This is a genomic window from Rhodosalinus sp. K401, assembly GCF_041365735.1.
GTDB lineage: Bacteria > Pseudomonadota > Alphaproteobacteria > Rhodobacterales > Rhodobacteraceae > Rhodosalinus.
Window position 1 is genome coordinate 166,685 of the sequence record NZ_JBGFSI010000006.1, and the last position, 26,744, is coordinate 193,428.

Consider the following 26,744-nt stretch of genomic DNA (forward strand, 5'->3'; position numbering starts at 1 on the left):
GAAGGAGAGAAAGGATGCTGAGCATTTCGTCGCGCAAGGTCGCGCAGGTCGTGCTGATGGACCGCGAGCTCGGGCGGGCCGAGGCGGAGCTGCGCGCCTTCATCGACAACCTGCCCGAGGACGAGAAATACGAACTCGTGGCGGTGATGTGGATCGGCCGGGGCGCCTTCGACGCCGAGGAACTCGGGGAAGCGGTCCGCACCGCCGAGGCGGAGGCGTCGACGCCCACCGCCGACTACCTCATCGGCACGCCGCATCTGTCCGATCACCTCGAGGCGGGCATGGAGGCGCTGGGCCTGCCGCTCGCCGACGACGAGGACGATCTTCTCGGGCACAGCTAGGCGCGGCACGCCCTCAGCGAAGGTAGTCCACCACCTCGAGGTGCTGGGCCAGCCGGTCGATCTCCTCCAGCCAGCGCGCGACGAGGCGCGGATCCGAAGGCGCGGCGGAAACGCCCGCCGGTATCTCGCGCGCGAGAACGGACTCGACCGCCTGCGCGACGGTCCGGCTGACCAGACGGCCCATGGCGGTGCCGCGCGCGTCGCCCCAGGCATCCATCACGTAGGTCTTGTGCCAGACGGGCGCGCCCGCCTTTTCGGCCAGCAGCGAGACGCAGAGCACGACCCTGTCGGCCTCGCCCTCGTCATAGGCATTCTCGGCCCAGAGCCGTTCCGAGAGATCGCGGAGGATCGTCTCGCCCTCCTCGCCCTCGGGCAGCGTTTCGATCGTGCGGAAGATGTCGGCCCAGGCGTCCGACCAGCCTTCGAGCCGGAGCGTGCCGCGCACGAATTCCTTCACCTTCCAGCGCGGCTCGAAGCCGTATTCCTCCATGAAGGGCAGCGAGTCGCGGTTGGGATAGACCTCGAAGCTCTCGGGGCGCGGCAACGGTGCGTCGTAGCGGCGGATCGCGTCCCAGGGCCGGGTCACGCGAAGCTCGCTGAAGTCGCGGATCGAGCGCGAGGGCGAGCGGAGCGCCTTCAGCACCCCGAGGGGCGACCAGCTGAACTTGTAGCGGAAGGCGTTGGCCTGCTTCGGGATGCCGCCGCAATAGGACAGGAAGGAGAGCGTGTTCTCCGGGTCGAAGGCCGGCGAGGCGCGGTACTCGGCCACGAGGTGATGCGCCATCAGGTGGTCGATGCCAGGGTCGAGCCCGACCTCGTTCACGAGCGCCACGCCCGCCGCCCGCGCCTTGCTGTCGAGCGTGCGCATCTCCGGCGAGATGTAGGAGGAGGAGACGAAGCCCGCCCCGGCCGCGATCGCGCGCTCGGCCAGCGGCACGTGCCAGTCGCCCGGCAGCATGGACACCACCACGTCGCCCGGTTCCAGCGCCGCCGCGAGCGCGTCGATGTCGAAGGCCGAGATCCGGTCGGTCAGGTCGCCCACCGCGGCCTGCGCCTTTTCCGCCGTGCGGTTCCAGACATGGACGTCGTGGCCCGCCTCGATCAGCCGCCTGAGCCCGGGCACCGCCGAAAGCCCCGTTCCGCACCAGTGGATCGTCATGCCTGCACCTCCCTCACATGCCTGTCGAATTCCGCCCGCGCCCGGCCCCAGACGCCGCTCTCCAGCTTGTCGAGCGCCCGGAGCGAGGGCAAGAGCTGCGCCGCGAAGTCCTCCGAGGACTCCCGCGGCAGGAGCGAGGGCAGGTTGTCGATGGCCATGACGTCGAGCGGCGGCGCGTCGTGTACGCGCACCACCGGCGCGGCCCAGCTCGTGGCCGCGTCGTAAAGCGGGATCGGGTTGTAGTCGCTGTCGGGATCGCAGGCGATGTCCCCGATCACCCGGAGCGCCCGGTCGGCCTCCAGCGCCTCGCGCCCCACGAAGACGGGCGTGCCCGGCCGCGCGAGGATGCAGTTGAAGAAGAGCGTGTGCCCGAGGATCTCGGGGAAGGGGCCGCCATGGGCCGTTTCCTCCATGTCCCAGCGCATGGGCGCGATGCCCATCGCCTCGCAGAGGTCGGCCGCGCCCGTGCCGACGCGCCCCTTCGCGCCGATCACGATGGCCGAGGGCGCGTCGAGGCCCGCCATGTCCTGCCCCAGCTCGTCCAGAAGCGCGGCCGTGTCGTCGCGGGGCGCAACCGGCGGGCAGAGACCGCCACGGGCCTGCGCGGCCCAGGCCGTGAGGCTGACCGCCGCGCCGGCGTAGCCCGCCCAGTACCCGAAGGCCGCCACCCGGCGCCCCGCCTCGTCCACGAGATATTCGAGGTCGTAGAGCGCCCCGCCCCCCGCCGCGAAGCGCGCGAGCAGCCGTTGCCCCGCGTGCTGTCCCTTGAAGGCGTGGCCGAACATGATGTGGCGGTGCACGAGCGGCGTGCCGTCCTCCGGCAGCTCCTTCAGGCCGAAGATCAGCGCGTCGCGCGGCGCCTCCCGCCAGCTTCCGGCCTCGGCCAGCCCGCAGCCGGCGGCGGCGTAGTCGGCGGCCGGGATCACCCGGGTCGCGCTGTCCTCCACCGTCACCCGGATGCCCTGCCGAAGAAGGTCGGCCGCGCCGGCGGGCGTGATGCCGACCCGTCGCTCGTTCGGCCGCTCCTCGGCCCTGACCCAGAGATGCGCCATGCTGCCTCCGTCAGTAATGGGTGCGCGCGTGGGCGCGGTCGGGCCGGTCGAGATGCGGCACGGCGTTGAAGCCGGAAAGGATCGTGCCGTGGTCGGTCACGAGGATCCGGTGGACCGAACTGTTGAGGATCGGCATCAGGATCCGCGCGAAGCTCTTCGGGTCGAGGCCGAGAAGGCTGCGCACGATCATGCCGATCACCCCGCCCGAGGTCACGCAGAGCACCCGGCGGCCGGGCTGCGCGGCCTCGTGCAGGATGTCGGTGACGCGAAGCTCGAACTCGCTGAAGGTCTCGTTGCCCATGATCTCTGCGTCGTGCCAGGCCTGCATGACCTCGGTGATGTGGGCGGCGAACTCCTCGTCGCTGCGCGGCATCGGCGTGCCGCGGTGCTGCCGCAGCGCGTCGCCGAGGTTGAAATAGTCCATCTCGTTGAGGCGCGGATCCGCCTCGGGGGCGGGGCCGAGCTCTCCCATGGCCGTGTGGGTCTCGCGGTGGCGGCGCAGCGTGCCGGTGAGCACCGCGTCGAAGGTCTCGCCGGTTTCGCGCATGTGGTTGCCGAGCCATTGGCTCTGCTGGTGGCCGAGCGGCGACAACCGGTCGTAGGACGCCTCGTCCGCCGCTGCCGAATTCGCCTGGCCATGCCGAATCAGGATGATCTCGCCCATGAAGGTCCCGCCTTGTTCCGGCGACAGCGCCTAGCCGATTTCGCGGGGCTTGCCAAACCGTTGGGCGAAAGCGCCGCGCGGCCTCGCATGGGCTCAGCCCCACTGCACCTCGCCGAGGAAGATGTAGCCCGCGCCGTAGACCGTCTTGATCAGGCGCGGGTTGCGCGGATCCTCGCGCAGCTTGGTGCGCAGCCGCGAGATGCGGACATCCATCGCGCGGTCGAAGCTTTCGCCGGCCGCGCCGCCGAGCGCTTCCTGCATGTGCCCGCGCGAAATGAGCCGGCGCGGGCTTTCGAGGAAAAGCCGCAGCACCTCGCCCTCGGCATGGCTGAAGGGGGTTTCCGTCCCGGCGTCGTCCTCGAGCGTGTACCGGTCGAAATGCGCGGTCCAGCCCTCGAAGCGCGCCGTCTCCGATGCGGCGGGCGCGGGCGCGCGCTTGCGCAGCCGCGCGCGGATCCGGGCGACCACCTCGGTCGGGTCGAAAGGCTTTATGATGTAGTCGTCGGCGCCGAGTTCCAGCCCGGTGACCCGGTCCTGCACCTGCGCGCGGCCCGAGATGATGATGACCGCCGCCCCGCTTTGCAGCGCGAGCCGGTGCACGAGCGTCAGCCCGTCGCGGTCGGGCAGGCCGAGATCCACGAGGCAGACATCCGGCGCGGACTGGCGCAGCGCGGCCTCGAATTCGGTGGCCCGGGCGAAGCTCATGGTGCGGAACCCCGCCTCCTCCAGCGCGGTGGCGAGCATGGCGCGGATCGCCGGCTCGTCGTCGAGGATGGTGACGAGCGGCGCGCTCATGCCGCGGCCTGGGGGCCGAGCGCGGCGGCGAGCGTCTCCACCCCGAAGGGCTTGGCCAGAACCGGCGCGAGCGACAGCGCCTCGCGGTGGCGGGGATCCTCGGGCGGCAGCGAGGTCATCAACCAGATCGGCGGGCCGTCGGGGCCGAGCGCGCGGGCGAGGTCGAGGCCCGTCTCGGCACCGGCGAGCGAGATGTCGGAAAGCACCGCGCCGATTTCCGGCAGGCCGTCGAGAAGCGCGCGCGCCTCCGCCACGGAGGCCGCTTCCGCGACCGCGTGGCCAAGTCCCGTCAGCATGGCGCGGAGCGACGCGCGCAGATCGGCGCTGTCCTCCACCAGCAGCACGAGCCGGCCATCGCCCAGCGTCGGCGCGGGCCGAAGCGGAAGCCGCAGCGCCACCCGCGCCCCGGAGAGGGTGTTGCCGAGCGTCACGCGCCCGCCGGCGAGCTTCGCCATGTCGTAGACCATCGCGAGGCCGAGGCCGGACCCCTCGCCGCCCTTGGTGGTATAGAACGGCTCCAGCGCGCGGGCGAGCGCCGCATCGGAAAAGCCCGGGCCCGTGTCGCTGACGCTGAACTCGGCCCAGGTCCCCTGCACCTCCTCCAGCACGACCGAGATGCGCCCGGCGCCGCCGCAGGCGTCGCGCGCATTCAGGATGAGGTTGAGGAGCGCGTCCTGGACGAGCCCGGCGTCGAGCAGGATCCGCCGCCCTTCCAGCCCGTTCACCACCGAGAGCGCGACGCCGTCGGGCAGCGCGGCGCGCGCCAGCGTCGCGAGATCGCCGAGGAAGGCGGACGTGTCGCACGGCCGTGGGCGCCAGTCCCGCGCGCCGGTCAGATCGGCCAGCCGGTCGAGCAGCGTGCCGCCCCTGTGCGCCGCGGAAAGCGTCGCCTCCACCAGCGCGCGCGCGTCCGTGTCGAGCGACCGCCGCGCGAGCTGGGCCTGGCTGCCGAGAATGATGGTGAGCAGGTTCGCGAAATCATGCGCGAGCCCCGAGGTGAGCCGCGCCGCCATCTCCCGGCGCCTCGTCTGCTGGAGCGTGGCGCGCGCCTGGGTCTCCTCGGTCACGTCCATCGAAAGTATGTAGACGCCCGCGATCCCGTCCGCGCGCCGGTCTGGCGTGAAGGCCGCGCGGATGCGGCGCTGGCTGATCTCGTCGGTGAACTCGAAGACGCTTTCGCGCCCCTCGAAGGCGGCGTCGAGGCGCGGGCGGATCCGGGCATGGGCCTGAAGCCCCAGAACCTCGGCGACGGGCCGGCCCACGATGTCGCGCGGGCGGCCCGGCATGACCAAGGACAGCCGCCGGTTCGAGTAGGTGTAGCGCCGCTCGCCGTCCACATGGGCGATGTGCGCCGGCATCATCTCGGCGGTGAGGCGTGTGCGCGCCTCCATCTCGGTGAGCTGGCGCGTCGCCTCCTCGAGCGCGGCGTTCGTGGCGGCGAGTTGCCGGTTCGTGGCGGCGAGTTCCTCGGAATGGGCGATCAGCCGGTCCGACAGCTCGGCCGAGCGCGCGCGCAGAAGCGCCTCGTGCTGCTTGGCCGGCGTTATGTCCGTGTAGACGGTGACCCAGCCGCCCTGGGGCAGCGGCGCGCCCTCGACGCTGATGGTGCGCCCGTTGGCGCGGGTACGCTCCATGTAATGCGGCTCGAAGGCGCGGGCGATGTCGACGCGGTCGCGCACCGCCTGCTCCACGTCCTCGACGGGTCCGTATTCGCCCCGCGTCACGAGGTGGCGGATCGTGTCCTCGAAGCGCGCCCCCGGCTCCACCAGCCATTGCGGCAGGTCGAACATCTCCTGGAATCGGCGGTTGCAGGCCGCAAGGCGCAGATCGCTGTCGTAGATCGACAGCGCCTGCTGGATCAGGTTGAGCCCCGCCATCATCAGGGCCTCGGTGCCGCGCGCGTGCTCGGCCATCGGCGTCCTCTCCTCCCGGATGGAATGGCTAGCACCGGACGCATCGGGCGCAAAGGGCCTCCGCAGCGGGCCTGTTACAATTTGCAAGGATTTCGACATTTTCCCGAAAAGGTTGACGCCGAGCCTTTCCCACGGGTCAGATATGACCTCGTCGCTTGGGAGGGCGGCGCCCCGGAGACGACCCCGGGACTGGGAGGAGACATCTTGGCGACGACACCAGCGGGCGCGGCGGATCTTCGGTCGATCCCGGCGCTACTAGAGCGGAATGTGCGCGCGTTCGGCGATGCCCCGGCCTACCGGGAGAAGGAATTCGGCATCTGGCAGGGCTGGAGCTGGGCCGAGGCCGCGCGCGAGATCGACGCGTTCGCCCTCGGGCTTCTCAACCTTGGCGTGGCGGAGGGGGATTTCGTCGCCGTCATCGGGCGCAACAGGCCCTATCTCTACTGGGCGATGGTGGCGGCGCAGTCGGTGGGCGCGGTGCCCGTGCCGCTTTACCAGGACGCCGTCGCCGAGGAGATGGCTTATGTGATGGGGCATTGCGGCGCGCGCTTCGCCGTCGTCGCCGACCAGGAGCAGGTCGACAAGCTTATCGAGGTGCAGGAGCGCCTGCACCAGCTCGAGCACATCATCTACATCGATCCGCGCGGGCTTCGGAAATACGAACATTCGCGGCTGCACCAGTTCAGCCACGTTCAGGATCAGGGCCGCGCCGCGGAAGAGGAGTTCGCGCCGGAGCTGGAGCGGCGGCGCGCGCGGCTGACCTACGACGACATCTGCGTGATGCTCTATACCTCGGGCACCACGGGAAAGCCCAAGGGCGTCGTGCTTTCGAACCGCAACATCATCGAGACGGCGAAGGCCTCCGCCGAGTTCGATGCCCTGACACGGCAGGAGGAGGTGCTGGCCTACCTGCCGATGGCCTGGGTGGGCGACTTCATCTTCTCGATCGGGCAGGCCTACTGGGCGGGGTTCTGCGTGAACTGCCCCGAGAGCCCCGACACGATGATGACCGACCTCCGCGAGATCGGCCCGACCTACTATTTCGCCCCGCCGCGCATCTTCGAGACGCAGCTGACCACCGTGATGATCCGGATGGAGGACGCGGGGAAGATCAAGAAGCGGATCTTCGACGCCTTCATGGCGCACGCCCGCCGGGTGGGGCCGGCGATCCTCGACGGCAAGCCCGTGGGCGGCTGGGACCGGTTCCGCTACTGGCTCGGCAACATCCTCGTCTACGGGCCGCTCAAGAACGTGCTGGGCCTGTCGCGCATCCGCGTGGGCTACACCGCCGGAGAGGCGATCGGGCCGGAGATCTTCGACTTCTACCGCTCCCTCGGGATCAACCTGAAGCAGCTCTACGGCCAGACGGAAGCGTCGGTCTTCATCACCCAGCAGCCCGATGGCGAGGTGCGCTCGGACACCGTCGGCGTGCCCTCCCCGGGCGTGGAGGTCGAGGTGCGCGAGAACGGCGAGGTCTATTACCGCAGCCCCGGTGTCTTCGTCGAATACTACAAGAACCCCGAATCCACCGCCGAAACGAAGGATCCGGACGGCTGGGTGGCCACGGGCGACGCGGGCTTCTTCGAGCCCGATACCGGGCACCTGCGCATCATCGACCGCGCGAAGGACGTGGCCAAGATGGCGGACGGGAGCCTCTTCGCGCCGAAATACGTCGAGAACAAGCTCAAGTTCTACCCCAACATCCTGGAGGCGGTGGTGTTCGGCGCGGGCCGCGACCGCTGCTGCGCCTTCGTCAACATCGACCTCAGCGCCGTCGGCAACTGGGCGGAGCGCAACAACATCGCCTACGCCTCCTACCAGGAGCTGGCGGGCCACCCGCGGGTGCTGGAGATGATCCAGAACCACGTCGAGGAGACCAACCGCTCCATCGCCGAGGACGAGATGCTGTCGGCCTGCCAGGTTCACCGCTTCCTCGTGCTGCACAAGGAACTCGACGCCGACGACGGGGAGCTGACCCGCACCCGCAAGGTGCGCCGCAAGATCATCGGCGAGAAGTTCGACGACCTCGTGACCGCGCTCTATGACGGCTCGGAGAGCGTCTACACCGAGACGGAAGTCACCTACGAGGACGGCCGCAAGGGCAAGATCAAGGCGACGCTGGAGATCCGCGACGCGGAGGTCGTGCCGGTGCGCGCGCCACGGAAGGAGGCCGCGGAATGAGCGCCGATCCCGTCGTCAGCCGAGACGATCTTGCCGAAACGGTGCATGAAAGCACCCATGAGGGCGGCGCGCACCGCGACGCGGGCCATGTCACCGCCGATGGCCGCACGATCGGCGGCGTGGTGATGGAGATGAAGAACATCACCCTGCGTTTCGGCGGCGTCACCGCGATCAGGGACATCTCCTTCGACATCCGCGAGGGCGAGATCCGCGCGATCATCGGGCCGAACGGCGCGGGAAAGTCCTCGATGCTGAACGTCATCTCGGGCTTCTACGTGCCGCAGGAGGGCGAGGTCTGGTTCCGCGGCGAGAAGCGCCCGTGGATGCGGCCCTACCAGGTCGCGCGGCAGGGCATCGCGCGCACCTTCCAGAACATCGCGCTCTTCGAGGGGATGAGCGTCCTCGACAACGTGATGACCGGGCGGCTGACGCAGATGCGCACGGGGATCTTCGCGCAGGCGCTCTGGAAGGGCGCGGCCGAGCGCGAGGAGGTGGCAAACCGCGAGAACGCGGAACGGATCATCGACTTTCTCGAGATCCAGCACATCCGCAAGACGCCCGTCGGACGTTTGCCCTACGGGCTGAAGAAGCGGGTGGAACTGGCCCGCGCGCTCGCTGCCGAGCCGGCGCTGCTGCTGCTCGACGAACCGATGGCGGGCATGAACGTCGAGGAGAAGGAGGACATGAGCCGCTTCATCCTGGACGTGAACGACGAGTTCGGCACCACCATCGCCCTGATCGAGCATGACATGGGCGTGGTCATGGACGTCTCGGACCGTGTGGTGGTGATGGATTACGGCAAGAAGATCGGCGACGGGACGCCCGACGAGGTGCGCAACAACCAGGAGGTGATCGATGCCTATCTGGGGGTGGCCCATGACTGAGCGACGGACGGACGGCGCTCGGCTTCGCCATCGCCCCGCCCGCCGTCCCGCGGGCGTGGCGCGCGGTGCGTCGGGAACGGCAAGGGAGGCGAGCGATGCCTGAACAGTTCTTCTGGGGCATCGAGGTCGTGCTGAACGGCCTGATGGCCGGCGTGCTCTACGCGCTCGTCGCGCTGGGCTTCGTGTTGATCTTCAAGGCGAGCGGGATATTCAACTACAGCCAGGGGGTGCTGGCGCTCTTCGCGGCGCTGACGCTGGTCGGCATCATGGACGGGCAGGTGCCCTTCTCGCATCTCATCAACGCCGTCTTCGGAACCGAGATCCACCATTTCGGCTGGCACCTTCCGGCGCTGGCCGCGATCCTGCTGACCGCGCTCGTCATGGTGGGGCTGGCCTGGGCGGTGCAGCAGCTCATCTTCCGCCACCTCGTGGGACAGGAACCGATCATCCTGTTCATGGCGACGATCGGACTGGCCTATTTCCTCGAGGGGCTGGGCGACGTCATGTGGGGCGCGGACATCAAGAACCTCGACGTCGGGCTGCCGCAGGGCATCAACACCACGATCGACGAGATGACCTACACCTGGTTCGGCTACGGGTTCTTCATCGACAATCTCGACATCGCGGCCACGCTGATCGCCGCGGCGCTGGTCACGCTGCTGATCCTTTTCGCGCAATACACCAAGCAAGGCCGTGCCATGCGCGCGGTGGCCGACGATCACCAGGCCGCGCTTTCGGTCGGCATCTCGCTCAACTTCATCTGGGTCATGGTCTGGTCGCTGGCGGGCATCGTCGCGCTTGTGGCCGGCATCATGTGGGGCACGAAGATGGGCGTGCAGTTCTCGCTCTCGCTCATCGCGCTGAAGGCGCTACCGGTGCTGATGCTGGGCGGCTTCACCTCGATCCCCGGCGCGATCGTCGGCGGCCTCATCATCGGCGTGGGCGAGAAGCTTTTCGAGTTCCTCATCGGCCCCATGGTCGGAGGCGCAACCGAGAACTGGTTCGCCTATGTGCTCGCGCTCGTCTTCCTCGTCTTCCGGCCGCAGGGCCTGTTCGGCGAGAAGATCATCGAGAGGGTCTGAGCCCGTGGGCAAGCTGATCGCCATCGCCAATGTAGTCGCCTGGTCGGGCTTCTGGGCCTTCGGCTACCTCGCCCTCGCCGCCGCGGGGGAGCTGTCGGGCGGGCAGATCGCCGTCGCGGCGCTGCTGGCCTTCGCCGGGCTTGCGACGGGCGTGACCTGCTGGCTCTGGCTCGCGCGGGCGGCGGAGGCCACGGGCTACGCGAAACCCTCGAAGCAGCTGACGCCGCAGGCGCGCGCCAGGGCACAGGAACAGGGAGAGGTTCGAGATGCTCTATCGTGAGGCGGGCGACTTCAAGACGAGCTACGTCGCCGACAGTCAGACCTTCCCGATCCGGTTCGATCGCTGGCGCTACTACGCGGTGCTGGCCGTGGCGTTCCTCGTCGTGCCGTTCGTCGTCAACGACTACTGGGCCAACGCCGTCCTGCTGCCGTTCCTGATCTACGCCATCGCGGCGATCGGGCTGAACATCCTGACGGGCTATTGCGGGCAGGTGAGCCTCGGCACCGGGGGCTTCATGGCGGTGGGGGCCTACGGCTGCTACAAGCTGATGACGGCCTTTCCCGACGTGTCGATCGTCCTTCACATCGTCCTCGCCGGGGGGATCACCGCGGCGGTGGGGGTGCTGTTCGGGCTGCCCTCGCTCAGGATCAAGGGCTTCTATCTGGCCGTCGCCACGCTCGCCGCGCAGTTCTTCCTCGTCTGGCTCTTCAACAAGGTGCCGTGGTTCTACAACTACTCCGCCTCCGGGCAGATCACCGCGCCGGAGCGCACGGTCTTCGGCGTGGCCGTCACGGGACCCGAGGCACCGGCCTGGGCGGCCTATCTTCTGTGCCTCGTCTTCGTCACCGTGCTGGCGATCGTCGCGCGGAACCTGACCCGCGGCACGCAGGGCCGCAAATGGATGGCGATCCGCGACATGGACATCGCCGCCGAGATCATCGGGGTGAGCCCGCTCGCCGCCAAGCTGTCGGCCTTCGCCGTCTCGTCCTTCTTCATCGGCATCGCGGGCGCGCTCTTCTTCGCCGTCTATCTCGGCGCGGTGGAGGTGGGCGAGGCGTTCGGCATCCAGAAGTCGTTCCTGGTGCTCTTCATGATCATCATCGGCGGGCTCGGCTCGATCTTCGGAAGTTTCGCGGGCGCGGCCTTCCTCGTGCTGTTGCCGGTCTTCCTGAAGAACGTGCTGGTGGGCATGCTCGGCTGGCCGTCGGACCTTGCCGCGCATCTGGAACTCATCATCGTGGGCGGGCTCATCGTGCTTTTTCTGGTGGCCGAGCCGCATGGCCTCGCCCAGCTCTGGCGCCTCGCGAAGGAAAAGCTGAGGCTCTGGCCCTTCCCCTATTGAGGGGGCGGGCACGGCGGAAGAGGAGCCGCCGTCACTGAACGAAGATCGAAAGGGAGGAGAACCCCAATGAGAAAGACACTGACTGCCCTGGCGCTTGCCGCCAGCATGGCCGCCGGGCCGGCGCTCGCCGACCTGGTGTTCCCGGACCTGAGCTATCGCACCGGCCCCTACGCCGCGGGCGGCATCCCGTTCTCGGACGGCTACCGCGACTACTTCACCATGGTGAACGAGCGCGACGGCGGCATCGGCGGCGTGCCCGCCCGCGTGATCGAGTGCGAGACGGGCTACAACACGGAGAAGGGGGTCGAGTGCTACGAGGCCACGAAGGGCGAGGGTGCGCTGATCTACCAGCCGCTCTCGACCGGGATCACCTACCAGCTGATCCCCAAGGTCTCGGCCGACGGCATCCCGCTTCACACCATGGGCTACGGCCGCACCTCGGCGAAGAACGGCGAGGTGTTCGAGTGGGTGTTCAACTACCCCGCGAACTACTGGGACGCGGCCTCGGTGGCAATCAAGTACCTGCTGGACGAGAACGGCGGCGATCTTTCGGACAGCAAGATCACCCTGCTCTACCACAACTCCGCCTACGGCAAGGAGCCGATCCGCACGCTCGAAAGCCTGGCCGAGAAGCACGGCTACGAGCTCACGACCATCGCGGTGGACCACCCCGGCCAGGAACAGAAGAGCCAGTGGCTTCAGATCCGGCGCGAGCGGCCGGACTACGTGATCATGTGGGGCTGGGGCGTGATGAACCAGGTCGCGATCCAGGAGGCCGCCAACATCCGCTTCCCGATGGAGAACTTCATCGGCAACTGGTGGGCGGGCGCCGAGCATGACGTGACGCCCGCGGGCGCCGCCGCCGACGGCTACAAGTCGCTCAACATGAACCGGATCGCGGACTACCCGGTCTTCGCCGACATCCGCACCCACGTGATCGACAAGGGCCTCGCGGCCGGCGACGGATCCAACGTGGGCAAGGTGCTCTATACCCGCGGCATGTATGCGGCCATGCTCGCCGTCGAGGCGGCCAAGACCGCGCAGGAGATCCACGGCACCGACCAGATCGACGCGGCGATGATGCGCGACGGCATGGAAGCGCTGGAGATGACGGCCGCGAAGATGGAGGCGCTGGGCGCGCCCGGGATCGGGCCCGAGTTCGGCGTGACCTGTTCGAACCACGGCGGCTCGGGCGGCGGCATCGTCCAGCAATGGGACGCCTCGGCCGGAGAGTGGACGGCGCTGACCGACTACATCGCGCCCGACGACGAGATCCTGCAGCCCTTGATCGAGGAGGACTCCATGGCCTTCGCCGCGGAGAACGACATCGATCTGCGCTGCAACGAGAGCTGAACCGGCCGCCCCGGCCGCCCGCCTGCAAGGGCGGCCGGGCACCCGGTATCCAGGGAGCGAGGACCGGCCGGGCGGCACCGCCGCCCCGACCGGCCCCGAAACGAGAGAGGCGAGGATGCTCGACGCAGGCCGCACGGAGGAGGCGCTCCTCGAGGTCAACAACATCGAGGTGATCTACAACCACGTGATCCTCGTGCTGAAGGGCGTGAGCCTTTCCGTGCCGAAGGGCGGCATCGTCGCGCTTCTCGGCGGCAACGGGGCGGGCAAGACCACCACGCTCAAGGCGATCTCGAGCCTCTTGGCCTCCGAGCGCGGGGAGGTCACCAAGGGTTCCATCGTCTACCGCGGGGAACGCGTGCAGCATCTCGACCCCTCCGCGCTGGTGAAACGCGGCGTCATCCAGGTGATGGAGGGGCGCCATTGCTTCGAGCATCTCACGGTGGAGGAAAACCTGCTGACGGGCGCCTACACGCGCAGCGCGGGGGCCGCGGCGATCCAGCAGGATCTCGAGATGGTCTACGAGTACTTTCCCCGTCTGAAGCAGGTGCGCAAGAGCCAGGCGGGCTATACCTCGGGCGGCGAGCAGCAGATGACGGCGATCGGGCGCGCGCTGATGTCGCGCCCCGAGACGATCCTGCTGGACGAGCCGTCCATGGGCCTCGCGCCGCAGCTCGTCGAACAGATCTTCGGCATCGTGAAGTCGGTGAACGAGAACGAGGGCGTGACGTTTCTGCTGGCCGAGCAGAACACCAACGTGGCCCTGCGTTTCGCGCGCTACGGCTACATCCTGGAATCGGGCCGCGTGGTGATGGATGGCCCCGCCGACGAGTTGCGCGAGAACCCGGACGTGAAGGAATTCTACCTCGGCATGTCCGAGGAGGGGCGCAAGTCGTTCCGCGACGTGCGCTCCTACCGCCGTCGCAAGCGGTGGCTCTGAGCAAGGGAGACGGCGATGGACACGGCCCGCACAGGCACCCACTACGACGAGCTGGAAACCCGGAGCGCCGATGCCCGCGCGGCATGGATCGCCGGGGCGCTGCCCGCGCAGATGGCCCGCGCGAAGGCGCTTCCGGGCTATGCCGAGACGCTCGCGGAGGTGGATCCCGAGGCGATCACATCGGCCGAGGCGCTTTCCGCGCTGCCGGTGCTGCGCAAGGCGCGGCTGGGCCGCGCACAGGCCGGCGACCCGCCCTTCGGCGGCTACACGACCCGGTCGGCCTCGGGTTTCGCGCACGTGTTCCAGTCGCCCGGACCGATCTACGAGCCGGGCGGTGACGCGCATGACTGGTGGCGGATGGGCCGCTTCCTGCATGCCTGCGGCGTGGGCGCGGACGATATCGTGCAGAACTGCTTCGGCTATCACCTGACGCCCGCCGGCATGATCTTCGAGTCCGGTGCGCGGGCGGTTGGCGCGGCGGTGCTGCCTGCGGGCACCGGGCAGACGGAGCTTCAGGTGCGCGCCGCGGCGGATATCGGCAGCACGGCCTATGCCGGGACGCCCGATTATCTGAAGGTGATCCTCGACAAGGCCGACGAGATGGGCGAGCGGCTGAGGCTCACGAGGGCGGCTGTGGGGGGCGGCGCGCTCTTCCCGTCGCTGCGCCAGGAATACGCCGACAGGGGCATCGCCTGCCTGCAGTGCTATGCCACCGCCGATCTCGGCAACATCGCCTATGAGAGCGCGGCGATGGAGGGGATGATCCTCGACGAGCATGTCCTCGTGGAGATCGTGACCCCGGGCACCGGCGACCCGGTGCCGGCCGGCGAGGTGGGCGAGGTCGTCGTCACCACGCTCAACCCCGACTATCCGCTGATCCGCTTCGCGACCGGCGACCTTTCGGCGGTGATGCCGGGGGAAAGCCCCTGTGGCCGCACAAACATGCGGATCCGGGGCTGGATGGGCCGCGCGGATCAGACCACGAAGATCAAGGGCATGTTCGTGCGCCCCGAGCAGGTGGCCGCGCTGGTGGCGCGCCACGACGAGATCGCGAAGGCCCGCGTCATCGCCCTCCGCGAGGGAGAGATGGACGCGATGACCGTGCAGGTCGAGGCCGAGGGCGGCGATCCCGCCGCCTTCGAGGCGAGCGTCGCGGAACTTCTGAAGATGCGCGGCCGGGTCGAGGTGGTGCAGCCCGGCAGCCTGCCGCGCGACGGCCTCGTGATCGAGGACCGGCGCAAATACGACTGATCCGCGCCGCGCGCGGGGCTCAGCGCTGGAAGACGTAGCTGCCGGGTGCGGGCTCGATCGGGCGGAGCCCCTTGCCGGGCGCGCCCATCGGCGGGGGCGGGATCTCTGCCCCGCTGCCCTGCTCGCGCAGGAAGCGCGCCCATTCCGGCCACCAGGAGCCGTCTTCCTTCACGGCGCATTCAAGCCAGGTGTCGGGGTCCATGTAGTGCGCGCCGGGGGCGCGGTGCCCGATCCGGTAATGCCGGTGCGGGTGACCGGGCTCCGACACGATACCGCCATTGTGGCCGCTCGAGGTCAGCACGAAGCGCATGTCGGTGTCGGTGAAGAGCTTCGCCTTGTAGACCGAGTGCCAGGGCGCGATGTGATCCTTCTCGGTGCCGACCACGAACATCGGCGCCGAGATGTCGCGCAGCGCGATCACCCGCTCCTCGACCGCGAAACGGCCTCCGGTCAGGCGGTTCTCCATGAAGAGCGCGCGCAGATACTCCGAATGCATGCGCGCCGGCATCCGGGTGGTGTCGCGGTTCCACACGAGGATGTCGGCGTCGGGCTCCTCCTGGCCCATGAGGTAGCGGCGCACCCAGCGCGTCCAGATCTGGTCCTCGGGGCGCAGCGCGCGGAATGCGCCGCTCATGTGATCGCTGTCCAGCGTGCCCTCGTCCCACATCATGTCCTCGAGGAAGGCGAGCTGGCTTTCGTCCACGAAAAGCATGATCTCGCCCGCCTCGGAGAAGTCGGTCTGCGCCGCGAGAAGGGTGATCGAGGCGAGGCGGTCGTCATGGTTGCGCGCCATGGTGGCCGCCGCGATGGAGAGGATCGTGCCGCCCAGGCAATAGCCGCAGGCATGGATGCGCTGCCCCTCGCAGATGGTCGAGACGGCGTCGATCGCCGCCATCACGCCAAGCCGGCGGTAATCGTCGAGCGACAGGTCGCGGTGCTCTGCCGTGGGGTTCACCCAGGAAATGGCGAAGACCGTGAAGCCCTGGCCCACGAGCCAGTTGATGAGCGAATTCTCCGGGCGCAGGTCGAGGATGTAGTATTTCATGATCCAGGCCGGCACGACGAGCACGGGCTCGGCCTGGACGGTCTCGGTCTGCGGGGTGTACTGGATCAGCTCGAAGAGGTCGTTGCGGAAGACCACCTGGCCGGGCGTACAGGCGAGGGTTTCGCCCACGCGGTACTCCGAGTCCGGTTCGCTGGTCTCTCCGGTCAGCGCGTCGCCCATGTCGCGGGCGAGATGCCGCGCCCCGTCGAGGACGGCATGGCCCCGCGTCTCGCGCACGGTCTCCAGGATCTCCGGGTTAAGCCAGGGCATGTTCGAGGGCGAGACGGCGTCGAGCATCTGGCGCGCCATGAAGCCCGCGCGCTTCGCGCTCTGGGGCCGCGCGCCGCGGATCGGCTGGGTCGCGAGGTCCCACCAGTCATGCGCCGCAAGAAAGCCCTGCTGGTAGAGGCTGAAGGGGAACCGGCCCCAGTCGGCATGGCCGAAGCGGTGATCGTTGGAGCCCGGCTCGAACGGGGGTGACGCCTCGGCGTTCGTCGCGGCGGCGGCGAAGCCTGCGAGTTTCCACCAGTTCTGCTGGGCCCGCTCCACGAGTTCGAGCTGGCGGCCCGGCGCGCGGGCAAGATGCGTGGCCCAGTCCGCCCAGGCGGCCCAGGCCGCGTGCGGGGATATCCCGCCGGTCTGCCGCGCGAGGACCGCGCGGGTGGCGCGGTCGAGCGTCTCGTGGGGATGATCGAGCGCGCGGTGCGACGCGCGCGGCGCGGGAGATGGCGTCGGGTTGCGTTGCGCGTCGCTCGTGGGCGGCGGGGAAAATCGTTGGCGGGGTGCTTTGTCGTCGGGCATGGGGCCTTGTCGTGCTGGTTTCCGTCTTGGTGCCAGCCGAACATGCCAGTTTCATGACGCATCATCCAGAAGACGCGTCCGCGCACATGAAAACGGGCCGCGCCAGCCGGCGCGGCCCGGCGACCACCTGACGGCGGCCGGTGTTCTTTCAGCCCTGGCGGGCCTTGAAGCGCGGCTGGGACTTGTTGATGACGTAGACGCGGCCCTTGCGGCGCACAACGCGGCAATCGCGGTGGCGCGTCTTGAGCGAGCGCAGCGAGTTTCTGACCTTCATGGTCCTCTCCTTCTTCGCGCGGCGCGTGCCTTCCGGATGCGCCAGACCGTTGTGTCGGGCCGCCCTTGCGGGCGGAGCGGCCGGTGGTGGGCGGTACTGGGATCGAACCAGTGACCCCTACGATGTCAACGTAGTGCTCTACCGCTGAGCTAACCGCCCGAAAACCGGCACCGATTCCATGCCCCCAAACAAAACGGGGCGCGGGTGTCCGCGCCGGTAGCGCGCTCTATAAAAGGAGTCGTGGGGTGGATCAAGGTCTTTTGGCAGGGTGTGCAATCGCGCTATCATCACCCTCAGCAGGGAGAAACGCGTGGCCCATTCGCCGTACCAGATCAGCCATCCGAGGCAGCGCACATCGTGCGTCGTCTTCGCCTCTCCCCATAGTGGACGGGACTATCCCTGGAGCTTCCTGCGCCGGACCGTTCTCGACGAGCATTCCATACGCTCGTCGGAGGACGCCTATGTCGACAGGCTCTTCGAATGCGCGCCGGACTTCGGCGCGCCCCTGCTCAAGGCGGGTGTGCCGCGCGCCTTCGTGGACCTGAACCGCTCCGCCGAGGAGCTCGACCCGGCGCTCATCGAAGGCGTGCGCCGGACGAGCCACAACCCGCGGGTGTCCTCGGGCCTCGGGGTGATCCCGCGCGTGGTCGCCAACGGCCGCGCAATCTATCGCGGCAAGATACCCCTGGAAGAGGCGCAGCGGCGCATCTCGCTTTACTGGCGGCCCTATCACGGCGAGTTGCAGCACCAGCTGTCGCAGGCCCACGGTCTTTTCGGCCGGGCGATCCTGGTGGACTGCCATTCCATGCCCCATGAGGCGGTGGACGGCATCACGCGCGCCGGCGCCCGCCGGCCCGAGATCGTGCTGGGCGACAGGTTCGGCGCCTCGGCCTCGGCCGAGATCGTGGACCGGATCGAGGCGGCGTTTTCCGCCGCGGGGCTGGTCGTGGTGCGCAACGCGCCCTTCGCCGGCGCCTACATCGCGCAGAACTACGGGCGCCCCTCGCGCAACCAGCACGCCGTCCAGATCGAGATCGACCGCGCGCTCTACATGAACGAGCAGGTGATCCGGCCCAACGCGAACTTCAACGCCTTCCGCGACCTTCTGCGCGGCGTGATCGCGGACATCGCGGCGATCGGAGAGGCGGAGGCGCGGCCGCTCGCGGCCGAGTGAGGCGCTAGCGCAAGGACCGCCCCTTCAGGATCGCCGCCGGTCCGAACCGGGCGCGGATCGTGTCGGCCGCGCGCTCGGCCTGTCCGCGCCGCGCCGCCTGTGGGTCGAGCAGGTCGCCCGACCGCTCGGCCTCGGCCGCCGGGCAGAGCTCGGACAGGCCGACGCCCAGCAATCGGTAGGGCCCGTCCGCCCCCGCCGCGTCCAGAAGTCCGCGCGCGGTACGGTAGATCCGGTCGGCGAGCTGGGTTGCGTCGCGCAGGGACTGGCGGCGCGTCACGGTCCGGAAATCGGCGCGTTTCAGTTTCAGCGTGACGACGCGGCCCGCCAGATCCTTGGCCTTCGCCCTGTCCGACACCTTCTCCGACATGCGCCACAGATGCCCGTCCAGCAGATCCGGGTCGGCGGTGTCCTCCCCGAAGGTCGTCTCGTTGGAGATCGACTTCACCGGCCCGTCGGCCGAGACGCGGCGCGTGTCCTCGCCCCGCGCGAGATGCCAGAGCCGCCCGCCCATGGACCCGAAGCGCGCCTCGAGCGCCGGTTTCTCCCAGCGGCGCAGATCGCTGAAACGGTGGATGCCGGCGCGGGCGAGCGCCTCCTGCCCCGCCTCGCCCACGCCCCAGATGAGGCGCACGGGCCGGTCGTGCAGGAAATCCTGCGTCTCGGCCCGTCCGATGACCGAGTATCCCTGCGGCTTGTCGAGGTCGGAGGCCACCTTGGCGAGGAACTTGTTGTGCGAAAGCCCGATCGAGCCAGTGACGCCCAGCTCGTCCTTCATTCGCCGGACGAGCCGCGCGAGCATCACGGCGGGCGGGTGCCCGTGCAGCCGCTCGGTGCCCGAGAGATCGAGGAACGCCTCGTCGAGCGACAGCGGCTCCACCGCGGGGGTGAGTTCCGTCATCATCGCGCGGATCGCGCGGCTGACCTCGGCGTAGAGATCCATCCGCGGCTTCATCACCACCGCCTCGGGGCAGAGCTCCAGCGCCTTGAACATCGGCATGGCCGAGCGCACGCCGCGGATCCGGGCGACGTAGCAGGCGGTGGAGACGACGCCCCGCCGGCCGCCGCCGATGATGAGCGGCCGGTCGGCCAGCTCGGGGTTCTCGCGTTTCTCGACGCTGGCGTAGAAGGCGTCGCAGTCCATGTGGGCGATGGACAGCTCGAAGAGTTCGGGATGCGACGTGACCCGCGGCCGCCCGCAGGCAGGGCAGCGACGTCCGGTCTCGAAGGTGGTCAGGCAGTCGCGGCAGAGGGCGGGCATGGCGCGATCATAGCATTGCGCGGCGGCGCGCACAGGGTCTTCGGGGCGCGCGATTCCCCGAGGCGCGATCCCGGGCGGCTCAGGGCAGGGTGGAAAGGATCGCCTCCGCCGCGGCGCGCGGGTCCGCCGCCTGCCAGACGGGGCGGCCGACGACGATGTGGTCGGCGCCGGCGCCGATGGCCTGCGCCGGCGTGGCCACGCGCTTCTGGTCGCCCAGGCCCGCGCCCGGGGGCCGCACCCCGGGCGTCACGATAAGCCGGCCCGCCGCCTCGGGCCGCGCGCGGATCATCGCCGCTTCCTGCGGGCTCGCGATGACGCCGTCCGCCCCGGCCTCGAAGGCCCGCGCGGCGCGCTCCACCACGAGGTCGGGAACCGCGCCCGCCCGGATGAGGCTCGCGTCGAGATCCGCACGGTCGAGCGAGGTCAGGATCGTGACCGCGAGGATCTTCATCCCGGACCCGGCCGCGCCCGCCTTCGCGGCGCGGACGACATGAGGATCGCCGTGAACCGTCAGGAAATCGAGATCGAACCGCGCCAGCCCGCGCACCGCCGCCTCGACCGTGGCGCCGATGTCGAAGAGCTTCATGTCGAGGAAGATGCGCTTGCCGTGCTCACCCTTCAGCTCGTTGGCGAGCGCAAGGCCCCCGCCCGTGAGCATGCCGAGCCCGATCTTGTAGAAGCCCACCGCGTCGCCCAAGCGCTGCGCGAGGGTGAGGCCGGTATGCGCGTCGGGCACGTCCAGCGCCACGATGAGGCGGTCGTCGCTCATGCGGGTCCCCTTCCTGTCACGTGTCCCGCTTGCCGCAAAGCGCGCGCGGGAGCAAGCCGGCGAAAAAACGCGCGGCCCGCGTCTTGAAGCCCCGATGGGGTGTCGCCATCTTGCAACAGAAGGCCCGATGGGGGGCGTGCCGCAAGGCGGGCGGCCCCGGCAAGGGTGCTTGATGAAAGGAGAAAAGACCCATGGACTTGTCCAAGTTCACGGAACGCTCGCGCGGTTTCGTCCAGGCGGCACAGACCATCGCGGTGCGCGAGGGACATCAGAAACTCGGCCCCGAGCATCTGCTCAAGGCGCTGATGGACGACGAGCAGGGGCTCGCCGCAAATCTAATCCGCCGCGCCGGCGGCGCGCCGGAGCGCGTGCTCGAGGCGGCGGAGGCCGGGCTGGCCAAGCTGCCCAAGGTCTCGGGCGACGGGGCCGGGCAGATGTATCTCGACACCCAGACCGCCAAGGTGCTCGACGAGGCGGAGAAGCTTGCCAAGAAGGCGGGCGACAGCTTCGTCCCCGTGGAACGCATCCTGACCGCGCTCGCGCTGGTGCGCTCGCCCGCGAAAGACGCGCTCGACGCCGGTGCGGTGAACCCGCAGAAGCTCAACGAGGCGATCAACGACCTGCGCAAGGGCCGCACCGCCGACACCGAGAGCGCGGAAGAGGGCTATGACGCGCTGAAGAAATACGCCCGCGACCTGACCGAGGCCGCGGCCGAGGGCAAGATCGACCCGATCATCGGCCGCGACGAGGAAATCCGCCGGGCGATGCAGGTGCTGTCGCGGCGCACCAAGAACAACCCGGTTCTCATCGGCGATCCCGGCGTCGGCAAGACCGCCATCGCCGAGGGCCTTGCGCTGAGGATCGTGAACGGCGACGTGCCCGAAAGCCTGAGGGACAAGAAGCTTCTGGCGCTCGACATGGGCGCGCTCATCGCCGGCGCGAAATACCGCGGCGAGTTCGAGGAGCGTCTGAAGGCGATCCTCTCGGAGGTCACCGCGGCGGCGGGAGAGATCATCCTCTTCATCGACGAGATGCACACGCTCGTGGGCGCGGGCAAGGCCGACGGGGCGATGGACGCGTCGAACCTTCTCAAGCCGGCGCTCGCGCGCGGGGAGCTTCTCTGCGTCGGCGCCACCACGCTCGACGAGTATCGCAAGCATGTCGAGAAGGACGCGGCGCTCGCCCGGCGCTTCCAGCCGCTCTTCGTGGCGGAACCGACGGTCGAGGACACGGTCTCGATCCTGCGCGGCATCAAGGAGAAGTACGAGCTGCACCACGGGGTGCGGATCTCGGATTCCGCGCTGGTGGCCGCGGCGCAGCTGTCCGACCGCTACATCACCGACCGCTTCCTGCCCGACAAGGCGATCGACCTCATGGACGAGGCGGCATCGCGGCTGCGGATGGAGGTCGACTCCAAGCCAGAGGAACTCGATGCGCTCGACCGGCAGATCCTGCAGATGCAGATCGAGGCCGAGGCGCTGAAGAAGGAGGACGACCAGGCTTCGCGCGACCGGCTGGAGAAGCTGGAAAAGGAGCTTTCGGACCTGCAGGAGCAGTCAGCCGAGATGACCGCGAAATGGCAGGCCGAGCGTGACAAGCTCGCCTCGGCGCGCGGGCTGAAGGAACAGCTCGACCAGGCGCGCAACGAGCTCGAGCAGGCCAAGCGCGAGGGCAACCTCACGCGTGCGGGCGAGCTCAGCTACGGGGTCATCCCGCAGCTCGAGAAGCAGCTCGCCGAGGCCGAGGCCGTCGAGGGCGAGGCCGACGTGATGGTCGAGGAGGCCGTGCGCCCCGAGCAGATCGCTGCGGTGGTCGAACGCTGGACCGGCATCCCGATGTCGAAGATGCTTGAGGGCGAGCGCGATAAGCTGCTGCGCATGGAGCAGGAGCTTCACGCCCGGGTGGTCGGCCAGGCGCAGGCGGTGCGGGCGGTGTCGAACGCCGTGCGCCGGGCGCGTGCCGGCTTGCAGGACGAGAACCGGCCGCTCGGCTCCTTCCTGTTCCTCGGCCCCACCGGCGTGGGCAAGACCGAGCTCACGAAGGCGCTTGCCGACTTCCTCTTCGACGACGAGGGCGCGATGGTTCGCATCGACATGTCGGAGTTCATGGAGAAGCACTCCGTCGCCCGCCTGATCGGCGCGCCGCCGGGCTATGTCGGCTACGAGGAAGGCGGTGTGCTGACCGAGGCGGTGCGCCGCAGGCCCTACCAGGTGCTGCTCTTCGACGAGGTGGAGAAGGCGCACCCGGACGTGTTCAACGTGTTGCTCCAGGTGCTGGACGACGGTCAGCTCACCGACGGGCAGGGCCACAAGGTGGACTTCAAGCAGACGCTCATCGTGCTGACGTCGAACCTCGGCAGTCAGGCGCTGAGCCAGTTGCCCGAGGGCGCCGATCCGGGGGCCGCCAAGGCCGAGGTGATGGAGGCGGTACGCAACCACTTCCGCCCCGAGTTCCTGAACCGGCTCGACGAGATCATCGTCTTCGACAGGCTGGACCGCGAGGACATGACCGGCATCGTGGACATCCAGCTCTCGCGCCTCGCGCGGCGTCTCGCGGACCGCAAGATCCGGCTGGAGCTCGACGACACGGCGCGCAAGTGGCTCGCCGACGAGGGTTATGACCCGGTCTTCGGCGCACGGCCGCTCAAGCGGGTGATCCAGCGCGCGTTGCAGGATCCGCTGGCCGAGAAGCTGCTGGCCGGCGACGTGCGCGACGGCGATGTGCTGACGGTGACGGCCGGCCCGGACGGGCTGGAGATCGGCGGGCATGTCGCCAGTTCCGGAAGCGAGCCGCCGCAGGACGCAGTCCTGCACTGACGCTTGCAGGCTTGCGAAAACGGACGGGCCCCCCGCGATTGCCGGGGGGCCTTTTTCCACGCGCCGGACCGGCGGCTCACTCGGGCAGAAGCACCGTGTCGATCACGTGGATGACACCGTTCGATGCCGAGATGTCGGCCTGCGTGACGCGGGCGTTCTCGACATGCACGGCGCTGCCTGTCGCGTTGATGTGAAGGCTTTGGCCCTGCACGGTCTCGGCGCTGAGGCGCTTGCCGGCAAGCTGGTCGGACGTCACCGCGCCGGGGACGACGTGGTAGGTCAGAACGCTCACGAGCTGGTCGCGGTTCTCCGGCTGGAGAAGCGACTCGACCGTGCCGGCGGGCAGTTTCTCGAATGCCGCGTTCGTCGGCGCGAAGAGCGTGAAGGGCCCCGGGCCCTGAAGCGTCTCCACGAGGCCGGCGGCCTGCACCGCGGTCACAAGGGTCGAGAACTGGTCGTTCGACGCGGCGACGCCGACGATATCGGGCTGGCTCGGCGTCGGTGCGCAGGCGGCGAGGCCCGCGGCGAGGCCCGTGGCGGCGAGGGCGCGAAGTGCGAAACGGCGGTTCATCACTGTCTCCTTTCGAAATGCACTGTCAGGATACGACGGCGGGGCGGCTGAGCCGCCCCGCGCCAAAAGATCGTTGCGGTTCGCGCCGGATCACTCCGGCAGGATAACCGCGTCGATCACGTGGATGACGCCGTTCGAGGCTTCCACGTCGGCCTGGATGACGCTCGCGCCGTCCACGGTCACGCCACCCTCGGTGCCGATGGTCACCGACTGGCCGTTCACGGTCTCGGCCATCATGCCGTCCGACAGATCGCCCGACATGACCTTGCCCGGCACGACATGGTAGGTGAGGATCGCGGTCAGCGCATCGGTATCCTCGAGCAGGCCCTCGACGGTGCCCTCGGGCAGCGCCGCGAAGGCGTCATCGGTCGGCGCGAAGACGGTGAACGGGCCTTCGCCCTTCAGCGTCTCGACGAGGCCTGCCGCCTCGAGTGCGGCCGCGAGCGTGGTGAAGCTGCCGGCCTCGACCGCGGTGTCGACGATGTCCTTGCCCATGTGGTTGTCGGCGAAGGCCGGCGCGGCCAGGGCGGTTGCAGCGGTCATCGCGAAGAAAGTTCTGCGGAACATTCGAGTTTCCTCCTTGAACGTCATGTCCCTGCGCTCGATGGCGCAGGCCTTGGTGCCGGGGCGGCGGCGTGCCGCACCGATCATCCGTTGCAGACTACGGCACGCGGACCGGTCCGGTTCACCGGGGATTTCCGCCGATGCGGCTTGACGTCGCAAGACGGCGCGCTAAGCGCGGTGCCTCGCAGGTTTCGACTTAAATTTTCGTGATCCGCCGTGATCGCCGGTTACTCGGCGATGGCTGCGCGCGTGATCCTGTCCAGAAGATCCTCGACTTCCTGCATCGGTCCGTCGGGGAAGCCGCGATAGCCGATCATCACCCGGTCCTCGCCTGCCTGCTGCACCACGAAGATATGGTAGGGGCAGTATGCCACGTTCATCGGATCGGCCTCCATCACGCTGCGGGAGACCTTGGCCGAGCAGAAGCCGAACACGTCCGCGGCCTCGTAGAGCTGCACGTCCGAGCCCACATCCTCGCGGGTGCGCGCCAGCATGTCTCCCACATGGCTGGTGTGGTCGATCACCAGCCCCTCGTCGAGGATCGCGTTCTCGAGCCCGAACACGACATCGCCGTAGGACAGATCCGTGTCGTAGGTGACGATGTCCTCGGCAAGGGCCGGGCCGGCGGCAAGGCACAGCGCGGCGGCTGCGCGGGCGAATGCGGTCATGGTGTCCTCCCAGAAAGGTGCGCGGCGCGGAGGGACCGGGCCGCCAATCCGGTCTTGACGGTAAGGCCCCCGCGGCCGCGTGACATTGAGGCAAATCAACATGCGGGCGACCCGGCCAACCGGCTTCGCAGCCGATGGCCAGCCCGCGAGCGGGCGCTGCATCACCACGGGGCTTGCGACCGTGACACCGCGCCTCTGCCGATCCCAACGCCATCGTGACGCGCCGTGCATTGGGCGGCGCGGCGGCGTAACCTATGTTGCGAGCGATAACTGGATCAGGGAGAGCCCCATGTCCCACCGCTGGAAGAACGACCTGACGGAGAATGACGTGACGCCGGAAGGCGCCTGGATCAGCCGCCGCGGCCTGATCGCGGGCGGCGCGGCGCTGGGGCTGGCGGGCCTCGCCCCCCTTGCCGAGGCCGCCGCGGAGGATCTTGAGTCCAACAGCTGGGAAGAGATCACCACCTACAACAATTTCTACGAGTTCGGCACGGACAAGAAGGATCCCGCGCGCCGCGCCGGGCAGATGACGGTGTCGCCCTGGTCGATCCGGATCGACGGGATGGTGGACCGCCCGGCGGACTACGCGTTCGAGGATATCCTCGCGCGGATGACGATGGAGGAGCGGATCTACCGTTTCCGCTGCGTGGAGGCGTGGTCGCGTGTCGTGCCGTGGAACGGTTTCGAGCTGGCGGACCTGCTCGATATGGCGGGCGTCCAGCCCGGCGCGAAATACGTGGCGTTCGAGACCTACCTGAACCGCGAGGAGATGCCGGGCACGCGTTTCCCGGTGCTCGACTGGCCCTATGTCGAAGGCCTTCGCCTCGACGAGGCGATGCACCCGCTTACCATCATGGCGACCGGCATCTACGGCCGCGATCTTCCCAACCAGAGCGGCGCGCCGCTCCGCCTCGTGGTGCCGTGGAAATACGGCTTCAAGTCGATCAAGTCCGTGGTGCGGATCACGCTGACCGAGGAAGAGCCGCCCACGAGCTGGAACAAGGCCAATCCGCGCGAATACGGCTTCTATTCCAACGTGAACCCCGAGGTCGACCATCCGCGCTGGAGCCAGGCGACCGAGCGGCGCATCGGCGGCGGGCTCTTCTCGGCGCGCCAGCCCACGCTCATGTTCAACGGTTACGCCGATGAGGTGGCGCCCCTTTACGCCGGCATGGACCTCACGAAGTTCTTCTGATGGCGCTCGCGCGGGCGATCTCTGCCGGGGCGCGGCGCGTCCCGGTCTGGGCGGTCTGGGCCGTGGCGCTCGCGCCCGTGCCGTGGCTCTTCTGGGCCGGGGCCACGGGCGGGCTGGGCGTGGAGCCGGTGGAGGTCCTGGAGCACCGCCTCGGCCTTTACGCGCTGCAGTTCCTGATCGCGGGGCTCGCGATCACGCCTCTGCGCCGGCATCTCGGCGTGAACCTGCTGCGCTTTCGCCGGGCTTTGGGCCTCATCGCGTTCACCTATGTCGCGCTGCACCTCGCCGTCTGGCTGCTGCTCGACGTTCAGGATCCGGCGCGGGTCTGGTCGGACATCCTGAAACGCCCCTACATCACCATCGGCATGGGCGCCTTCCTGCTCATGGTTCCGCTCGCGCTTACCTCGAACGACTGGGCCGTGCGCCGTCTGGGGGCCGCCATGTGGCGGCGCCTGCATCGCGTGACCTATGCGGTTGCGGTGCTTGGCGCGCTGCACTTCGTCATGCTGTCCAAGGGGCTCCAGCTCGAGCCGTTGTTCTACATGGGGGCGATTGTGGCGTTGCTGGCGTTGCGGCTGCGCCCGCGCGGCGCGGGCCGCGGTCTGTGGCGCGCCGACTCGGCCTGAACCGCCGCTTGCCGCTAGGTCACGACCC

At 69.0% G+C, this 26,744-nt stretch carries 25 protein-coding genes and 1 tRNA gene; 13 read left to right on the forward strand and 13 right to left on the reverse strand.

Going from position 1 to position 26,744, the window contains the following annotated elements; genetic code table 11:
- Positions 1-14 precede the first annotated feature (14 nt).
- The gene (locus tag AB6A66_RS09285) at positions 15-341 is read left to right on the forward strand and encodes a DUF3775 domain-containing protein (protein WP_371039249.1); all 327 of its coding nucleotides are present in this window, start codon (positions 15-17) and stop codon (positions 339-341) included.
- 13 nt (positions 342-354) lie between these two features.
- On the opposite strand, the gene AB6A66_RS09290 is transcribed toward AB6A66_RS09285, so the two are convergent.
- The 5 genes from AB6A66_RS09290 to AB6A66_RS09310 all read right to left on the reverse strand — a co-directional run bounded on the left by AB6A66_RS09290 (position 355) and on the right by AB6A66_RS09310 (position 5,924).
- Complete coding sequence (locus AB6A66_RS09290) at positions 355-1,500, reverse strand: saccharopine dehydrogenase family protein (protein WP_371055656.1); 1,146 nt, start codon at positions 1,498-1,500, stop codon at positions 355-357.
- Positions 1,497-2,552 (reverse strand): saccharopine dehydrogenase, encoded by a 1,056-nt coding sequence (locus AB6A66_RS09295; protein WP_371055657.1) that lies wholly within the window; start codon positions 2,550-2,552, stop codon positions 1,497-1,499. The genes AB6A66_RS09290 and AB6A66_RS09295 overlap by 4 nt, the downstream gene beginning before the upstream one ends.
- Before the next feature lie 10 nt (positions 2,553-2,562).
- A complete protein-coding gene (locus tag AB6A66_RS09300) occupies positions 2,563-3,216 on the reverse strand; it encodes a histidine phosphatase family protein (protein ID WP_371039247.1) in 654 nt (217 codons plus the stop codon).
- Between the two features lie 93 nt (positions 3,217-3,309).
- Positions 3,310-4,011 (reverse strand): response regulator transcription factor, encoded by a 702-nt coding sequence (locus tag AB6A66_RS09305; protein ID WP_371055658.1) that lies wholly within the window; start codon positions 4,009-4,011, stop codon positions 3,310-3,312.
- Positions 4,008-5,924 carry a PAS-domain containing protein gene (locus AB6A66_RS09310; protein ID WP_371055659.1) on the reverse strand — a complete coding sequence of 639 codons (1,917 nt, stop codon included), beginning with the start codon at positions 5,922-5,924 and terminating at the stop codon, positions 4,008-4,010. Before AB6A66_RS09310 ends, AB6A66_RS09305 begins: the two co-directional genes overlap by 4 nt.
- Before the next feature lie 204 nt (positions 5,925-6,128).
- Between AB6A66_RS09310 and AB6A66_RS09315 the strand changes: the two genes are divergently transcribed.
- The 8 genes from AB6A66_RS09315 to AB6A66_RS09350 all read left to right on the forward strand — a co-directional run bounded on the left by AB6A66_RS09315 (position 6,129) and on the right by AB6A66_RS09350 (position 14,955).
- Positions 6,129-8,105 carry an AMP-binding protein gene (locus tag AB6A66_RS09315; protein WP_371055660.1) on the forward strand — a complete coding sequence of 659 codons (1,977 nt, stop codon included), beginning with the start codon at positions 6,129-6,131 and terminating at the stop codon, positions 8,103-8,105.
- 125 nt (positions 8,106-8,230) lie between these two features.
- On the forward strand, positions 8,231-8,989 hold the full coding sequence (locus AB6A66_RS09320; RefSeq protein ID WP_371055673.1) for an ABC transporter ATP-binding protein: 759 nt from the start codon (positions 8,231-8,233) through the stop codon (positions 8,987-8,989).
- A 95-nt stretch (positions 8,990-9,084) separates the two neighbouring features.
- Positions 9,085-10,071: a branched-chain amino acid ABC transporter permease gene (locus AB6A66_RS09325; protein ID WP_371055661.1), complete on the forward strand. Its 987-nt coding sequence runs from the start codon at positions 9,085-9,087 to the stop codon at positions 10,069-10,071.
- 4 nt (positions 10,072-10,075) lie between these two features.
- Positions 10,076-10,351 (forward strand): hypothetical protein, encoded by a 276-nt coding sequence (locus AB6A66_RS09330; protein WP_371039241.1) that lies wholly within the window; start codon positions 10,076-10,078, stop codon positions 10,349-10,351.
- Positions 10,338-11,414 carry a branched-chain amino acid ABC transporter permease gene (locus tag AB6A66_RS09335; RefSeq protein ID WP_371039240.1) on the forward strand — a complete coding sequence of 359 codons (1,077 nt, stop codon included), beginning with the start codon at positions 10,338-10,340 and terminating at the stop codon, positions 11,412-11,414. The genes AB6A66_RS09330 and AB6A66_RS09335 overlap by 14 nt, the downstream gene beginning before the upstream one ends.
- Before the next feature lie 66 nt (positions 11,415-11,480).
- Positions 11,481-12,767 (forward strand): ABC transporter substrate-binding protein, encoded by a 1,287-nt coding sequence (locus AB6A66_RS09340; RefSeq protein ID WP_371055662.1) that lies wholly within the window; start codon positions 11,481-11,483, stop codon positions 12,765-12,767.
- A 115-nt stretch (positions 12,768-12,882) separates the two neighbouring features.
- Positions 12,883-13,704, forward strand: a complete 822-nt coding sequence (locus AB6A66_RS09345) for an ABC transporter ATP-binding protein (RefSeq protein WP_371055663.1) — start codon at positions 12,883-12,885, stop codon at positions 13,702-13,704.
- Between the two features lie 15 nt (positions 13,705-13,719).
- On the forward strand, positions 13,720-14,955 hold the full coding sequence (locus AB6A66_RS09350) for a phenylacetate--CoA ligase family protein (protein ID WP_371055664.1): 1,236 nt from the start codon (positions 13,720-13,722) through the stop codon (positions 14,953-14,955).
- A 19-nt stretch (positions 14,956-14,974) separates the two neighbouring features.
- Here AB6A66_RS09350 and AB6A66_RS09355 read toward each other — a convergent pair whose 3' ends face one another.
- From AB6A66_RS09355 to AB6A66_RS09365, 3 genes are all read right to left on the reverse strand, one after another.
- A complete protein-coding gene (locus AB6A66_RS09355; protein WP_371055665.1) occupies positions 14,975-16,801 on the reverse strand; it encodes a PHA/PHB synthase family protein in 1,827 nt (608 codons plus the stop codon).
- 148 nt (positions 16,802-16,949) lie between these two features.
- On the reverse strand, positions 16,950-17,075 hold the full coding sequence (gene ykgO / locus AB6A66_RS09360; protein WP_371039234.1) for a type B 50S ribosomal protein L36: 126 nt from the start codon (positions 17,073-17,075) through the stop codon (positions 16,950-16,952).
- Between the two features lie 84 nt (positions 17,076-17,159).
- A tRNA-Val gene (locus tag AB6A66_RS09365) sits at positions 17,160-17,234 on the reverse strand.
- 151 nt (positions 17,235-17,385) lie between these two features.
- Between AB6A66_RS09365 and AB6A66_RS09370 the strand changes: the two genes are divergently transcribed.
- On the forward strand, positions 17,386-18,249 hold the full coding sequence (locus AB6A66_RS09370) for an N-formylglutamate amidohydrolase (protein WP_371039233.1): 864 nt from the start codon (positions 17,386-17,388) through the stop codon (positions 18,247-18,249).
- A 4-nt stretch (positions 18,250-18,253) separates the two neighbouring features.
- On the opposite strand, the gene AB6A66_RS09375 is transcribed toward AB6A66_RS09370, so the two are convergent.
- Positions 18,254-19,507, reverse strand: a complete 1,254-nt coding sequence (locus tag AB6A66_RS09375) for a DNA polymerase IV (protein ID WP_371055666.1) — start codon at positions 19,505-19,507, stop codon at positions 18,254-18,256.
- Positions 19,508-19,586: 79 nt separating this feature from the next.
- Positions 19,587-20,276: an orotidine-5'-phosphate decarboxylase gene (gene pyrF / locus AB6A66_RS09380; RefSeq protein ID WP_371039231.1), complete on the reverse strand. Its 690-nt coding sequence runs from the start codon at positions 20,274-20,276 to the stop codon at positions 19,587-19,589.
- 191 nt (positions 20,277-20,467) lie between these two features.
- Between pyrF and clpB the strand changes: the two genes are divergently transcribed.
- Positions 20,468-23,092 (forward strand): ATP-dependent chaperone ClpB, encoded by a 2,625-nt coding sequence (gene clpB, locus AB6A66_RS09385; protein ID WP_371055667.1) that lies wholly within the window; start codon positions 20,468-20,470, stop codon positions 23,090-23,092.
- A gap of 76 nt (positions 23,093-23,168) precedes the next feature.
- Here clpB and AB6A66_RS09390 read toward each other — a convergent pair whose 3' ends face one another.
- The 3 genes from AB6A66_RS09390 to AB6A66_RS09400 form a co-directional block, all read right to left on the reverse strand.
- A complete protein-coding gene (locus tag AB6A66_RS09390; protein WP_371055668.1) occupies positions 23,169-23,663 on the reverse strand; it encodes a fasciclin domain-containing protein in 495 nt (164 codons plus the stop codon).
- 90 nt (positions 23,664-23,753) lie between these two features.
- Positions 23,754-24,230 (reverse strand): fasciclin domain-containing protein, encoded by a 477-nt coding sequence (locus AB6A66_RS09395; RefSeq protein WP_371039227.1) that lies wholly within the window; start codon positions 24,228-24,230, stop codon positions 23,754-23,756.
- A gap of 224 nt (positions 24,231-24,454) precedes the next feature.
- Positions 24,455-24,895, reverse strand: a complete 441-nt coding sequence (locus tag AB6A66_RS09400; protein WP_371039226.1) for a DUF302 domain-containing protein — start codon at positions 24,893-24,895, stop codon at positions 24,455-24,457.
- A 289-nt stretch (positions 24,896-25,184) separates the two neighbouring features.
- On the opposite strand from AB6A66_RS09400, the gene msrP reads away from it, so the two are divergent.
- Positions 25,185-26,090, forward strand: coding sequence for a protein-methionine-sulfoxide reductase catalytic subunit MsrP (gene msrP, locus AB6A66_RS09405; protein WP_371039225.1), 906 nt, complete (start codon positions 25,185-25,187; stop codon positions 26,088-26,090).
- Positions 26,090-26,716: a protein-methionine-sulfoxide reductase heme-binding subunit MsrQ gene (gene msrQ / locus AB6A66_RS09410; RefSeq protein ID WP_371039224.1), complete on the forward strand. Its 627-nt coding sequence runs from the start codon at positions 26,090-26,092 to the stop codon at positions 26,714-26,716. The genes msrP and msrQ overlap by 1 nt, the downstream gene beginning before the upstream one ends.
- Positions 26,717-26,744 lie beyond the last annotated feature (28 nt).